We start from the raw sequence: 14,118 nt of genomic DNA, 5'->3' as shown, positions 1-14,118 counted from the left end.
CTTCTGCCATTTGTTTTCATCTAAAAAAACCAACTTCATCCTCTTTCCTCTATAAATTATTCTCTCTATCCTAACATAAGATCAACACGACCTAGGAGACGGTTGCTTAGAGCAGTGTCCGCACATCCACCACCTTGCCGCTGACTGCCGCTGCGGCCACCATAGCCGGGCTCATGAGCAGGGTGCGCCCGCTGGGGGATCCCTGGCGGCCCTTGAAGTTGCGGTTGGAAGAAGAGGCGCTGATCTGGCGCCCCACCAGCCGATCCGGGTTCATCGCCAAACACATGGAGCAACCGGGATCCCGCCACTCAAACCCTGCCGCCTCGAAGATCTCCCGCAAGCCCTCCTGTTCTGCCTCCTGCTTTACCCGTTCTGAGCCGGGCACCACAAACGCCTTCACCCCTGGGGCCACCCGCCGCCCCTTGGCAATCTTGGCTGCCTCCCGCAGGTCGCTCAAGCGGCCATTGGTGCAACTGCCGATGAAGCAGACATCCACCGGTGTCCCTACAATGGGATCCCCTGGCTGCAAGTCCATGTAGGCGTAGGCCTCTTTGGCCAGTTCCCGCTCGCTTTCCGGCAGATCTTCTGGGGCAGGGATCCGCTCATCCACCCCAATCCCTTGGCCGGGGGTGATCCCCCAAGTAACCGTCGGCGCAATGTCTGCGGCTTGGAATACCACCACGTCGTCGTAGCGGGCATTGCCGTCGCTGGCCAGACTTTTCCACCAGGCTACCGCCTCTTCCCAATCGGATCCCTGGGGGGCAAACTCTCGCCCCCGCAAATACTCAAAGGTCACCGCATCGGGGTTGACGTAGCCGCAGCGGGCCCCTCCCTCGATGGACATGTTGCAGAGGGTCATGCGCTCTTCCATGCTCATGGCTTCAATGGCGCTGCCCCCATACTCGTAGGCGTAGCCCACCCCGCCTTTGACCCCCAGCTTGCGGATGATGTGCAGAATTACATCCTTAGCGTAAACTCCCGGCCCCAACTTGCCGTGGATCTCAATGCGGCGCACCTTGAGCTTGGACAAAGCCAAAGTTTGGGTGGCCAATACGTCTCGCACCTGGCTGGTGCCGATCCCAAAGGCAATGGCCCCAAAGGCCCCGTGGGTAGAGGTGTGGCTGTCCCCACAGGCAATGGTCATCCCCGGCAGAGTTAACCCCTGCTCCGGGGCAATCACATGCACGATCCCCTGCCGACCGGAGCCGCTGTTGTAGAAGCGGATGCCGTATTGCCGGCAATTGCGCTCCAATTCCTGGATCATCTCCTCTGCCAAGGGATCCGCAAAAGGCCGTGCCCGGTTGTCGGTGGGAATGATGTGATCCACGGTGGCCACCGTCCGCTCGGGAAACAGAACCGGCAGATGACGCTCCCGCAGCATGGCAAAAGCCTGCGGACTGGTCACCTCGTGAATTAGGTGCAGGCCGATGAACAACTGCGTCTGCCCAGAGGGCAAAATCCGCACCGTATGGGCATCCCACACCTTATCGAATAATGTCCTCTCGCTCATCTTCCTCGGCCCGCAGCCAAGTCCTGTAAACTTTCAATGTGCTACTTGGGGAAAAGCTTGTCAAGGCACAGGCCTCCGTTATCTCTGGGCAACGCTGCTGAGCTGAGCGAGATGCAGCTCTTCTTTGAACATCCCCAGCCGGCAAAGGCGGGTCGGAGTCCTCAAGCCAGAAAACCTGTTGCCAGCCCTTCAAACGGGATCCCTGAAGGCTGGCCAGGGCAAAAAGCGATAGCCCGCCCCTTCAATGGCGGCGACGATATCCGGCAGGGCCTCTGCAGTGTGGGGCCAGCGATCGTGGAGCAGCAAAACCAGGGGCTGATCGGAAGCCTGGATCACCGGCAACTGAGCTCGAACACGCTCCAAAAGTTGGGCTGCGCTTTGGCCCGCGTAAGCATCTTCCGGGCTCATGTTCCAGTAAAGAACTCGATATCCTGCCTGCTCCAGAGAGCGACGCAAAGCAGAATCTAGGCGAAAACCTCCCGGTGGGCGAACAACCAGTTGGGGATCCAAGTTCAACGCTTTGAGCAGTTGGGTTGTCTGATCCACCTCAGCATAAAACAGCTCGTTGCTTCCGTAGAGACGTTGATAATCGTGGGTAAAAGTATGATTGGCTAGGGTGTGGTGATGGGCCTGAATCGATTGAGCCAATTCAGGAAATCGGGAAACGTGGGTGCCAATAACAAAGAAAGTGGCCGGGATTTGAAGATCATCCAAAACCTGTAAAAGTCGGGGGGTAGACTGAGGCCAGGGGCCATCGTCAATGGTCAGAAAGGCAGAACGAGGCGGCACCTCCAGTAAAGGCCCCAGCATTTCTTCCAAGGGCAGTTGCAAAGGTTGGCTGTTTTCCGCCGGATCGAGAAAGTCGGGATCCGGGATCCAGCTATGCTGCAGAAACACCTGCACATGAGCGGGAGCAGGGGTAATCAGTAAACGCCCCGTCTGCTCATTTTGGTTGCCCCAGCTCAGCCGATAGGGCAGATCCGAAGCGACCTCGACGGTTGTTGTATGGGTAATGACTCCGTAGGGGATGTCGATCACATAATGCCCGTTCACCTCTTCTTGATGGATCCAGGCTGTAGAAGGAGCTGATAAATAAATGAGCAAATCTTGGGGATTGGCGCCGCGCACCACCCGAATGCTTTCAATGGGGAGAATGAGGTTGTATTCCGAGGTGGCCGTCAGGTTCAGCTCAAAAAGAGGCTGGGCCTCTACCGTGCAGTAGTAGATCAGTCCAACCAGTAGGAAAACCAGGCAACATATCAACGCTTTCAGAGAGTGCATAGGAATGGCTTAAGCCTTCGCAACCAATCATAGGACAGAAGCCACCCAAGCTCGATAGAGCCCATCAATTTAGTGAGGATCCGGAAGGCCCTGGGATCCCAGGTGGCGAGAGCAGCCGCTCTTCCCATTTACGTGCAGGCGAGGCCCGTCGGATGTCCCGCCAAATGGCTGTGGCAGCTAAGGTACCATCGGCAACCGCAATCGACACTTGGTTCAGGCCCTGCTTCAAATCGCCCAGCGCAAACAGCCGCGGATGAGCAGTGCGACACCACTCGTCGGTCAACAGGTTTTCCCCTTGCCATTTCAAGCCGGGGATCCCTTTCAAATAGGCATTGTGGTATCTGGCGCCCATCGCCACCAAGCCGGTAGTTGCTTCGATGTAAGTGCCATCTTCCAACTCCACACCCTGCAATTGATGGTTTTCTCCAAGAAAGCGGCGAATAGGAGATTCGTAGAGGGGGTAGCCATGATCCGCCAGTTTTTTGCGCATGTCGGGGCCGACCGAGCAGAGGCCGTGGGTCAACACCGAGATATAGGGTGTAAACCAGTTGAGGACAAAAGCTGTATTGATCCGATCTTCCGAATTGACGATCAACACTGACTTTTGATCCCGCATTTCATAGCCATCGCAGATCATACAGACATGCAGTGAATAGCCGGCGTAGTCGTAAACATTCTGCATATCCGACAACTGAGGCAGCTCGTCCATAATGCCGGTTGCTGCAATCAGATATTTGCTCCGAAAAACGGGGTAGAGGCTGTTCATTTTTCCCACCTTGACCTTGACTGCAAAAAGGTCTCCCTCATCGGTGGCATCTTCCACAAAACCGCGCAGGTAATCTACCCCCAAGCTGAGGGCATGCTCTGTTCCCTGTCGCAACAGCTCTCGTCCGGGAGTGGTCGGAGGCAATCCCAGATAATTGCGCAAATCCTGCATCCAAAAAGAGCGGCCTCTGCCCTTCTCCACCACCAGGCAACTCAATCCATAACGAGCCAGATAGATTGCCGCCGACAACCCCCCTGCTCCCCCTCCGGCCACAATCACGTCATAGATTTTGCCCAAACCAACCTCTAGATTCCTGCTGCTCAGTTTCATAGACGGGATCCCCTCACCAGACTTCTGCTGGGTGGCCTCAAGTTGTCGGTTGCGGCCCGAAAAATCTTAAGAAGCTCCAGACGTTCCGCAGAGCTGCAGATCATACTTGGTCCATCGCGTTTCTGTTGAGATGTGATCGAGCTAAGGGAGCAGTCCCAGCAACCGTCTAGAATGGGGACTGAACTCCCCCTTAGGAGAAAAGCCCTATGCCAGGTATCTTAGCGGCCATTGCCCTGATCTTTGTCGGCTACCTGTTCAACTCGGTCAAAATCATCAGCCAGGGGTATGAGGCATTGGTGGAGCGTTTGGGCAGGTTTCATCGCAAGCTGACCCCAGGATTGCACTTTATTCTTCCCCCTATCGATAGGATTGTGTTCCAGGAAACCATCCGCGAGAAGGTGTTGGACGTACCTCCTCAGCAGTGCATCACCAGCGACAACGTCTCTTTGATGGCCGATGCGGTGGTCTATTGGCGCATCACCGACATGATCAAGGCCCGCTATGCGGTGGAGGACGTGCAGCGGGCTTTGGTTAACCTGGTGCTGACGGCTCTGCGGGCAGAAATTGGCCGCATGGATTTGGATCAAACCTTTTCCTCCCGCGCCGAGATCAACGCCCGCCTTTTGACAGAGCTGGACGAGGCCACAGATCCCTGGGGGATCAAGATCACCCGCGTGGAAGTCAGGGACATTCAACCCTCTAAGACTGTGCAAGACTCGATGGAAAAGCAGATGGCTGCCGAGCGGGAGAAGCGGGCCGCCATTCTGAAATCAGAAGGGGAGCAGCAGGCCAGCATCAACCAAGCGGCTGGGGCCGCCAAGGCGCAGCTATTGCGGGCAGAAGCGGAGAAACGGGAGCGGCTGCTGTTGGCTGAGGGCACGGCTGAAGCCATCAAGACCATCGCCGCCACTTTGCAAGAGAATCCAGAGGCAGCCAATGCGTTGCAATACCTGATGGCGCAAAACTATATCGACATGGGCTTCAAGGTAGGCAGCAGTCCCAGCGCCAAGGTAATCTTCATGGATCCCAATTCGATCCCTGGCACCCTGCAAGGGCTGCTCTCCATGGTGGACGTGGCCAAGGGTGGGGAAGGATCTCGCGCGGCGGCCTCTCAGAAGCTGTGTACCCCGGCTTCTTTCCCAACCGAAGTGGACTTTCCGCGGCTCGACTGAGTTTGACCGACCATGATGGCCCGGGATCCCGATTGGCTGCTGGTGGGACAGGTGGTGGCGGCCCACGGCTTGCGGGGCTGGCTGCGGGTTAGGTGCTGGTCGGATTTTCCAGAGCGCTTCACAGAGCCTGGACCACGCTGGTTGCAGCGGGATACGGATCCCGAGCCCCTGCTGCACCCCTTGATCGAGGGGCAGTTTTTCCCGGCTAAGGGTCTTTATTTGGTGCGACTGGAAGGGATCCCCAATCGAACGGTGGCTGAGACCTGGGTGGGGGCTAGGCTGCTGGTACCGGCTTCCCACCGCTTGCCCTTGCAGCCGGAAGAGTACCACTACCGCGATCTCATCGGCTTGACCGTCTATCGCCAGGGGGAGCTGCTGGGACATGTTTCGGGGATTTTGGCAGCCGGCCAGGATGTGCTGGAGATAACAACCCCTGATCACCGGCAGGTGTTGATCCCCTTTGTGAAAGCCCTGGTGCCTGTCGTGGACTTGGAAAAAGGCGCGCTTCACGTGCAGCCGCCGCCGGGGCTGGTGGAGAGCTTTCTGGGTTAGAGTTCGGCAAGACGGCCTGACTTCCGTACCTGCATCCCATCCTGAACTTGGCCCTCAGAAGCGTCTGTGTGGCCGTTCTAGCCTTTTGTGCTATCATGGGGACAGTTTTTTGATGATAAGCTGATTCCTGGCCTTTAAGGTCAATTTTTCTGGGTTTCTGTTGATCTTGGCCGGGAGCCTTCCTCGGGATTGGAGTTGGGAATGACGGAAAACTACGGTGCAGAGCAGATCCAAGTTTTGGAAGGCTTGGAGGCTGTGCGCAAACGCCCTGGCATGTACATTGGCTCCACCGGGCCGAAGGGGTTGCACCATTTGGTGTACGAGGTGGTGGACAACTCTGTGGATGAGGCCCTGGCCGGCTATTGCAATGATATTCAGATCAGCCTGCATCCCGACGGCTCGGTAGCCGTCTTGGACAATGGCCGCGGCATTCCGGTGGACATCCACCCCAAAACCGGTCAGTCGGCCCTGGTTACGGTGCTGACGGTGTTGCATGCGGGGGGCAAGTTTGGCGGTGGCGGCTACAAGGTCTCCGGTGGGCTGCACGGGGTGGGCGTGTCGGTGGTGAATGCCCTCTCCGAATGGGTGGAGGTGACGGTTTGGCGAGAGGGCAAGGTTTACTTTCAACGTTTCGAGCGCGGGGCGGTGGTGGGATCCCTGAAATCTGAACCCCAACCCAAGGGATCCAACCGGCGGGGTACAGAGGTGCGCTTCAAGCCGGATGGGCTGATCTTTCCCGAGCGAGAGTTCGACTATGCCCTGCTGGCGGCCCGCTTTCGCGAATTGGCCTACCTCAATGCCGGCTTGAAAATTACCTTTAGCGATCTGCGGCGGGATCCGCCTCACTGCGAAACCTATCAATATGCAGGCGGCATCAAGGAATATGTGGCCTTCATCAACCACGAAAAAACGCCCATCCACTCTGACATCATCCACATCCAAGGGGAGCGGGATGGGGTGGAGGTGGAAGTGGCCCTGCAGTGGTGCTCGGATGTGTACACCGACACTTTGATTGGCTTTGCCAACAACATCCGCACCAACGAAGGAGGCACCCACCTAGAGGGCCTGAAAACCTCTCTCACCCTCACCATCAACAACCAAGCCCGCAAACTCAACAAGCTGAAGGATTCCGACAGCAACCTGGCTGGAGAAAATGTGCGCGAGGGGTTGACGGCCATCGTCTCGGTCAAGGTGCCTAACCCCGAGTTTGAGGGGCAAACCAAAACCAAGTTGGGCAACACCGAGGTGCGGGGCATTGTGCAAACCCTCGTCTCCGAAGCGCTCACGGAGTACTTGGAGTTCAACCCCAACGTGGCCAGGGGGATCGTCGATAAGGCCATCCAGTCCTTCAATGCTGCCGAGGCAGCCCGGCGGGCCAGGGAATTGGTGCGGCGCAAATCTGCCCTGGAATCTTCCACGCTGCCGGGGAAGTTGGCCGATTGCAGTTGCCGCGACCCGGCGGAATCTGAGGTGTATTTGGTGGAGGGCGACTCTGCAGGCGGCAGCGCCAAACAGGGTCGGGATCGGCAGTTTCAGGCGGTGTTGCCCCTGCGCGGCAAGATTCTCAACATTGAAAAGGCGGATCCCGCCAAGATCTACAAAAACGCCGAAATTCAGGCGATGATCACAGCGCTGGGTTTGGGGGTGAAAGGGGATGAATTTGATCCCAGCCAACTGCGCTACCACCGCATCATCCTCATGACCGATGCTGACGTGGACGGTAGCCACATTCGCACCCTGTTGCTGACCTTTTTCTACCGCTATCAAAAGGCGCTTCTGGAACAGGGCTATGTCTATATCGCCTGTCCGCCGCTCTACAAAATCGAGTGGGGCCGCAACAATGTTCGCTACTGCTACAGCGACGCCGAGAAAGACCAGATCCTGCGGGGGCTGCCTGCCAACGCCAAGTACACCATCCAACGGTTCAAGGGTCTGGGGGAAATGATGCCTGAACAACTTTGGGAGACCACCATGAACCCGGCAACGCGCACCCTCAAACAAATCACCATCGAAGATGCGGTGGAGGCGGATCGCATTTTCACCATCTTGATGGGAGATGCTGTTGGTCCCCGACGGGAGTTTATTGAGGCCCACAGTGCCCATTTGGATCTGGCGGCTCTCGATATTTAGCGACTCTCGATATTTAGCGACTCTCGATATTGGGTGGAGAGAACTCTGTCCCGCCTCTTCGGGGCCCACGGCAGGGGGAAAGTGCTCCGCACCGCTGGCGCGAACGTAACGGTGTTGCAGACGAGGCCGCGAGCAGCCAAAAGCTCCTGGACGGGGCAAGATCCCGGCTGCAGCTCAGACCCTGTGGCAAAGTGAGGGAAGAGCGTTCCAGATCCTGCCATGCCTGCATTCCTTACCGCTCTTCTCGCTGCGCTGGGGGGCTATCTCCTGGGATCCATTCCAACCGGCTACTGGGTAGGCCGTTGGTGGGGAGGCATCGATATTCGCCAACAGGGATCCGGCTCTACCGGAGCGACCAATGTGTTGCGGACGTTGGGCAAGGGGCCCGCCCTGCTGGTGTTGCTGGTGGATGCTGCCAAGGGGGCAGCAGCAGTGGCTCTGGGATCGGCCTTGGGATCCGCGTGGTGGGTGGTTTTGGCGGCATTGTTCGCGGTGATCGGCCATAGCCGTTCCTGCTGGCTGGGCTTCAGGGGGGGCAAATCGGTGGCCACCAGCCTGGGGATCTTGTTGGCTATGGCTTGGCCAGTAGCCCTGACAACTTTCGGCGTCTGGCTGCTGGGGCTCGCCCTCACCCGCATCGTTTCCTTCAGCTCCCTGCTGGCGGCAGTGGCGGCTCCGGTGGTGATGTGGGCAACAGCTCAACCTTTGCCCTATTTGTTGTTTGCGTTGGCGGGCGGGGTGTATGTGATCGGTGCTCATCGGCGCAACATCGAGCGCCTACTGGCCGGGTCGGAGCCGCGCATTGGCCAAAAATGGACGCAATCTCCCTAATTTTCAAGGCACTGTGAAGCAGCTGTATTACTCCGCAACGCTATGCAACCGACCACAGTGGTTTTTGTCTACGGATCCCTGCTGCGGGGCGGCCAATACCACAGCTTGCTGCAGGGGGCAGAATTTTTGGGGACAGACAGCCTCAACCACATTGATCTTTACAGTCTCGGCCCCTACCCGATGGCAGTTCGTGGCCGAAACCGGCTCTACGGCGAGTGCTACCGCATCCCCTTGAGTCTATTGCCCCGATTGGACGAGCTGGAAGACCACCCGCGGGTGTACGAACGGCAGTGGGTGCAACTGGATAGCGGCACCTTTGCTTGGGTTTATCTGGGTCGGCCTGAGCAGGTGCAGGGGTGTTCCCTCATCCCCAGTGGCCGCTGGCTGGCTAGAGATCAAAGTGGAGCTTGACGCCCTCAACATACTGGGGCAGCACCAAAGACTCTATCCCACTGTTGTGCTCCGCACCGCTGTCGCGAACGCGAGTGTGAACGGCTGCGGACGGATCCCATTCTTGGGAATCAGACTCTTTGGCGGAGAGAGCACCGGCATCCACAGGGCTGGAAACGCGCTCCAGGTAGTAGATGCGATCCCCGCGTCGCCAAATGTCCGGCTCAGGTAGGTAGAAAAGCCGACCCGGTCGAGATGAGCCGCTCCTCAGCCGCTGCGGGCGCACCAACAACAAGGGCAGGCATAGATCGGCTTTGATTCGATAGGCAAACTGATCCCGCAGCCGTTCAAGGGTGGGATCCTCCAGTCCCATCTGGGCCAGGAAGGGATTGGGCAGCGCTGGTGCTGAAAAAGCGCTCCGCACCGCTGTCGGGAACGACTCTTGAGCCGTCAAGACATCAGCTCTATTGCTCCGCACTGCCTCCGGCAGGGTTGAGGCCGCATTCGCAGAAGCGTCACGTAGCGATAAAGGGAGAGGCAGGCCCAGGTCTGCCAACGTGGGTAGGGTGATCGAGCGCAGCTCAGCCCGGTTGGCCTCCAGATAGCCGGCCCAGCGCTGCAGTTGGGGGAAGGAAGGCTGCAAGGTGCGGATCCCTTCTGAGATGGGCATATCCGGCAGCAACACCGTCCAGATGGTGGCCGAAACCGAGAGTTTCACCATCAACTCGGCAATGGCCCAGTTCACCTGCGGATCCAGAGTCAGGATCAACAGAGTTTCCGCATGGTCGATATCGGCCTTCAACAAAGCAGACTCGTTCAGTACAGCTTCCTGCAGGGATCCGGGGATGGCTTCTGGCTTGCCGACTTCCTGGCTTGGGGCAGACTTGTGGGTGCCGTTGCCGTCAGAGGAATGAAGTTGTGGGGGCAAGCCATCTGCTGGACGACGCTTCGGCGTTCCTGACAGGGATGTGGAGGACTTACGGGATGGCGGGATGGAGTCCTTACCGTCTGTTGGGTGGGGAGCTTTGTAGCTGCCGTGCCCATTTTTGGAAGACCCAGAAACCAACGGGATCACCTCGACCGTCTGGTTGAGCGAGCGCATCAACTGGGCCAATTGGTTGGTGAGGGGATGATCGCCGATGATTACGGTGGAACTGCCCTGATCCAGACCCAGCCAACGGGCCACCCAGGCTGCCGTCAACCCCTGTACCGTCACCGTCACCGAGATCGTCAAAAACACCAGCGCCTTGAGGGCATCTCCCCCGGTAATGCCGCGTTCTGTCAGCAAAATGGCAAACAAGGAGGCCACCGAAGCCGCCACAATGCCCCGAGGAGCCAGCCAAGCCACAAACAGCTTCTGCCGCCAATTCAGGTCGCTGCGCCAGGTACACAGCCACACGCTCAAGGGGCGGATGACCAGCATCAAGCACAGCACTGTGGCCAGGGATCCCCAGCCCAGGGCAAACACCGCCTTGAGGGAGAGCGTGGCGGTAAGCAAAATAAAGATCACCGAGATGGCCAACACCACCAACTGGCCGTGAAACTGCCGCACACCCCGCTCGGCAATGGCCGCCTTCTGCCGCACCACCAGGCCCGCCATCACCACTGCCATCAGCCCCGCCTCCGATCGCAGCGACTGGGCCAAGGCAAACACCCCCAGCGCCCCTGCCAGCACCACCGAGTTGCGCAACTCCTCGGTTAAAAACTGCCGCGACCAAAGCAGGAAGGATCCCATCAGCCAGCCCCCCAGCGCTCCCACCGCCGACCCGATGGCCAGACGGCTGGACAACTGTTCCAGGGCCATGAGAAAACTGGGATGGCCAGAGAGCACCACCTGCAGCACCACCACCGCCAAAATGGCCCCGATGGGATCGATGAGCACCCCTTCTCCCTCCAGGAGGGTGCTGACTGCCGAATCGACTCGTACCCGCTTCAAGATGGGGTTGATCACCGTCGGCCCCGTCACCACCACCAGGGATCCAAACAAAAAAGCCAGCCGCCAGGGAAACTCCCCCAGATAGTGAGCTGCTGCCGCTCCCCCCACCAAGGTCAGCAGGGATCCCAACAAAACCAAATTGCGCAGGCTATCGGATACCTGATTGAGACGTTGCAGCCGCAGGTTCAGTCCCCCCTCAAACAAGATCAGAGCCACCGCCAACGACACCAGCGCTTCCAGCCCGGATCCCATGACTTGGGGATGAACCCAGCCCAAACCATCTGGCCCCAGCAGCAGGCCAAACAGCAGCAGGAATACAATGCTGGGCACTTTGACAAAATTGGCCAGCACCTGAGCAGCGATCCCAGCCACCAGGGCTAGCGTAAACAGGATCGTCAGCTCAAATGAATCTTGCATATTGAGGCTTAACCGAACGCAATAGCGGGACGGAGCCCTTACCTTTCCAGCTACTGAACGCCAACCCTCTCATTGTTTCCATCGTTAACGTCGTTATTACTCCGCAACGCTAACGCCAATACAGACTGCTGGAAAGTCTCCAATCGTCAAGGTGGCTCTGCCCATCACGTCAGCAGTTCATGAGCTCGAACATGCAGAGTTAACATTTAGTTAACCTCTGTGTGCTGGCTCCATAAAGTTGCAAAAGCTACACCCAGCTCCACTCTTTCTACAGTACACACGACTTACCTCAACCTATCACAGAGCGAGCTTGACGACCACTCTGGCATTGGGAGCTCTGTTGGAATGAAGGCCAATTAACATGCTGCCAGAAATCTCCCCTTCTAGGCTTTCTCGCCTTCTGAGCGGCTGAGACCGGTCTCTAAGGGCTTAACGCGACGGATGGGCAGATTGGCAATGAGAGCAGTCGTTCCCCCTTCCGTAGCCAAATGAAACTGCATCCCCTCTGAATCCAGCTCCACATAGCGCGACACCACCCCCAAAATCTCTAGGCGCATCGATTCCAGTGCCGCTGGGGTGAGATCAGCGCGGTCATGGGCCAAGATCAGCTTCAACCGTTGCTTGGCTTGCTGGCGGCTGTTGCCGGAGTGCCGAGAAAAAAGCTGATCCAAAAAATCGAGGAGCATAGGTTTTGTTAGCTTTGTTACTCAGTTGTAAACAGGTCAAAATTGCCATTGCAACCTGGATGAATTAGAGATGGAACAGTCGTCAGAGCACCTTTTGGTTTAAAAACCGTTTGGCCCGCTCCCAAAAGGACTCGCCCAAACTGGCCATCTTGGGGAAGTCCACTGTTTCCCCTTCCAGCCGTCGGGCAATGCGCTGGATGGCCTGAGCAGCCAGAGTTGGATTGGCGGAGAGAACCAGGGGCTCCCCTTTGTTGGTGGAGACGATCACCTCGCGGTCTTCTGGAATAATACCCACCAACGGGATGGCCAGCACCTCCACCACATCTTCCACCGACATCATCTGGCCGGCTGCCACCATGTCCGGGCGCAGGCGGTTGACAATCAGCTGAGTCGATGAAATCTGGGCGGCTTCCAACAAGCCCACCACGCGATCTGCATCCCGCACCGCTGCCACTTCTGGGGTGGTGATGATGATGGCCTCGTTGGCCCCGGCAATGGCATTGCGAAACCCTTGTTCGATCCCAGCAGGACAATCGATCAGCACATAGTCATGGCTGCTGGCCAGCTTCTCGATTAACTGGCGCATCTGATCCGGATGCACCGCCGTTTTGTTGCGGGTTTGGGCTGCCGGCAACAGCGAGAGATGGGGGGTGCGCTTGTCTTTCACCAAAGCCTGCTCGAGGCGGCACTCCCCGGCAATCACCTCTAGGGCCGTGTAAACCACCCGATTCTCCAGCCCCAGCAGCAAATCCAGGTTGCGCAGGCCAAAGTCTGCATCCACCACCACCACCGAGCGACCCAAGCGCGCCAAGGCAGTGCCCAGGTTGGCCGTCACGGTGGTTTTGCCGACTCCACCTTTACCAGAGGTCATGACGATGACTCGGCTCATACTCCTCTCCGCAGAAAATCCTGAAGGCTGGCGACGCAGATGACATCCTCCTGCAGGTAAACCACTTCAGGGGTGTTGGGCAGGGATCCACCTTCTGGCGGACGGGCCACTTGATCGGCAATGCGCAACTGAGTGGGCTCCAACTGCAAAGCCAAAATTACAGCTCCCTTGTCGCCGTCGGCCCCCGCGTGAACCAGGCCCCGCAAGCGTCCCCAAACCCAAATATCTCCTCCAGCAATGATCTCGCCGCCGGGGTTGAGATCCCCCAACAGGAATACGGATCCTCTGTGACGCACGGACATGCCAGAGCGCACCGTCGAACGTAGGTACAGAGGTGTGGTGTCTGGGGGAGCAGGGGGAACTGCCTCCAAAAGGGAAGATTGCTCCACAGAATACCCCAACGTCGCTGCTGCAATCGCTGTCGAGCGGGATCGAGTTTGAACGCGCCACAGTTGCAGTCCATGCTGAGACAATAGGGCAGCAAGAAGTTGTAGGGTGGGCATGTCCAGCTCTCGCTGCTGGCTCCAGAGGGTGAGGGGAGCGACCCCGGCCCAGTAGGGTTTGCGGCTGCGCAACTGCCAAACCAGGTTTTCCCAAAGCTCTTCCCAAGGTAAGGTGCTGGGCAAGTGCAGATGGATCCCCTGGGCATCCGACCGAAAGTAAACGCTGCCCGTGGCCCAGGAGTCTGGAGATGGGGAGATTTCAGGGTTCCATGTAGGGGATCCCGTCATGACCGCCCTTAAACGTCTGCCTGAATATAGAGCCCTATCCTATTCCATTCCCCCAAGCCAGGGGAAACTCTCTCGGCGGTTGCCCTTGATAGCAAAGCGGTTTCGCTTGGGTGGCAGGACAATCTGGCTTCGGGATCGCTAACTTGAGGGTACTTGATGGAGCCAATTCCTGATGTTGAAACCTCGCCACACCCTCAGGCTGCTCGCGCCAGCAGGACAGGATCCTCTCCTCTCCAAGGGGTGGAGTTCTCGCGCGGTGAGACCGGTCGCCATTGCCCTACTCAGCATTCTTGCGGCATCTGGGATGGGATCCCCTGCCCATGCCCAAGATCTGGGCCGTTTGCTGATTCATGGCCTTCAGTGGCTGCAGGTGAGCCAGTTGAACGATGCCCAAGAGCATGACTCTAGGTTGTGTTGATCTTTCATTTGAGCCAAAAGAGAGCACTGACGAGATAGAGAAAACTCAAGAAGTTCCTGGCCAATTTGTCAAAACGAGA

At 57.9% G+C, this 14,118-nt stretch carries 13 protein-coding genes; 6 read left to right on the top strand and 7 right to left on the bottom strand.

Translation table 11 applies throughout. The annotated features are described in order from the left end of the window. Positions 1 to 106 precede the first annotated feature (106 nt). From leuC to ACVW0C_RS13670, 3 genes are all read right to left on the bottom strand, one after another. Complete coding sequence (leuC, locus tag ACVW0C_RS13680) at positions 107 to 1,510, bottom strand: 3-isopropylmalate dehydratase large subunit (protein ID WP_011431994.1); 1,404 nt, start codon at positions 1,508 to 1,510, stop codon at positions 107 to 109. A gap of 189 nt (positions 1,511 to 1,699) precedes the next feature. Continuing rightward, positions 1,700 to 2,791, bottom strand: a complete 1,092-nt coding sequence (locus ACVW0C_RS13675) for a polysaccharide deacetylase family protein (RefSeq protein WP_457385955.1) — start codon at positions 2,789 to 2,791, stop codon at positions 1,700 to 1,702. A 64-nt stretch (positions 2,792 to 2,855) separates the two neighbouring features. After that, positions 2,856 to 3,887, bottom strand: a complete 1,032-nt coding sequence (locus ACVW0C_RS13670; RefSeq protein ID WP_457385953.1) for an NAD(P)/FAD-dependent oxidoreductase — start codon at positions 3,885 to 3,887, stop codon at positions 2,856 to 2,858. A gap of 206 nt (positions 3,888 to 4,093) precedes the next feature. Between ACVW0C_RS13670 and ACVW0C_RS13665 the strand changes: the two genes are divergently transcribed. From ACVW0C_RS13665 to ACVW0C_RS13645, 5 genes are all read left to right on the top strand, one after another. Further along, the gene (locus ACVW0C_RS13665; protein ID WP_457385951.1) at positions 4,094 to 5,059 is read left to right on the top strand and encodes an SPFH domain-containing protein; all 966 of its coding nucleotides are present in this window, start codon (positions 4,094 to 4,096) and stop codon (positions 5,057 to 5,059) included. Between the two features lie 12 nt (positions 5,060 to 5,071). Continuing rightward, on the top strand, positions 5,072 to 5,611 hold the full coding sequence (rimM, locus tag ACVW0C_RS13660) for a ribosome maturation factor RimM (protein WP_457385950.1): 540 nt from the start codon (positions 5,072 to 5,074) through the stop codon (positions 5,609 to 5,611). A gap of 201 nt (positions 5,612 to 5,812) precedes the next feature. Next, complete coding sequence (gene gyrB / locus ACVW0C_RS13655) at positions 5,813 to 7,741, top strand: DNA topoisomerase (ATP-hydrolyzing) subunit B (protein ID WP_457385948.1); 1,929 nt, start codon at positions 5,813 to 5,815, stop codon at positions 7,739 to 7,741. A gap of 219 nt (positions 7,742 to 7,960) precedes the next feature. Beyond that, positions 7,961 to 8,572, top strand: coding sequence for a glycerol-3-phosphate 1-O-acyltransferase PlsY (gene plsY, locus ACVW0C_RS13650; RefSeq protein WP_414356184.1), 612 nt, complete (start codon positions 7,961 to 7,963; stop codon positions 8,570 to 8,572). Between the two features lie 42 nt (positions 8,573 to 8,614). Beyond that, positions 8,615 to 8,983, top strand: coding sequence for a gamma-glutamylcyclotransferase family protein (locus ACVW0C_RS13645; RefSeq protein ID WP_414329655.1), 369 nt, complete (start codon positions 8,615 to 8,617; stop codon positions 8,981 to 8,983). Here the strand turns inward: ACVW0C_RS13645 and ACVW0C_RS13640 are convergent. The 4 genes from ACVW0C_RS13640 to minC form a co-directional block, all read right to left on the bottom strand. Further along, positions 8,961 to 11,315 (bottom strand): cation:proton antiporter domain-containing protein, encoded by a 2,355-nt coding sequence (locus ACVW0C_RS13640; protein WP_457385946.1) that lies wholly within the window; start codon positions 11,313 to 11,315, stop codon positions 8,961 to 8,963. The two genes, ACVW0C_RS13645 and ACVW0C_RS13640, sit on opposite strands and share 23 nt — an antisense overlap. Positions 11,316 to 11,698: 383 nt before the next feature. Continuing rightward, positions 11,699 to 12,001: a cell division topological specificity factor MinE gene (minE, locus tag ACVW0C_RS13635; RefSeq protein ID WP_011431985.1), complete on the bottom strand. Its 303-nt coding sequence runs from the start codon at positions 11,999 to 12,001 to the stop codon at positions 11,699 to 11,701. An 82-nt stretch (positions 12,002 to 12,083) separates the two neighbouring features. Then, complete coding sequence (minD, locus tag ACVW0C_RS13630; RefSeq protein ID WP_457385944.1) at positions 12,084 to 12,890, bottom strand: septum site-determining protein MinD; 807 nt, start codon at positions 12,888 to 12,890, stop codon at positions 12,084 to 12,086. Next, positions 12,887 to 13,621 carry a septum site-determining protein MinC gene (gene minC, locus ACVW0C_RS13625; protein WP_414329647.1) on the bottom strand — a complete coding sequence of 245 codons (735 nt, stop codon included), beginning with the start codon at positions 13,619 to 13,621 and terminating at the stop codon, positions 12,887 to 12,889. The genes minD and minC overlap by 4 nt, the downstream gene beginning before the upstream one ends. A gap of 172 nt (positions 13,622 to 13,793) precedes the next feature. On the opposite strand from minC, the gene ACVW0C_RS13620 reads away from it, so the two are divergent. Then, complete coding sequence (locus ACVW0C_RS13620) at positions 13,794 to 14,039, top strand: hypothetical protein (RefSeq protein WP_457385943.1); 246 nt, start codon at positions 13,794 to 13,796, stop codon at positions 14,037 to 14,039. The last annotated feature ends 79 nt before the right edge of the window (positions 14,040 to 14,118 follow it).

It is taken from the genome of Thermostichus sp. OS-CIW-26, assembly GCF_054058395.1.
This window is presented reverse-complemented; position numbering and strand designations above follow the sequence as displayed.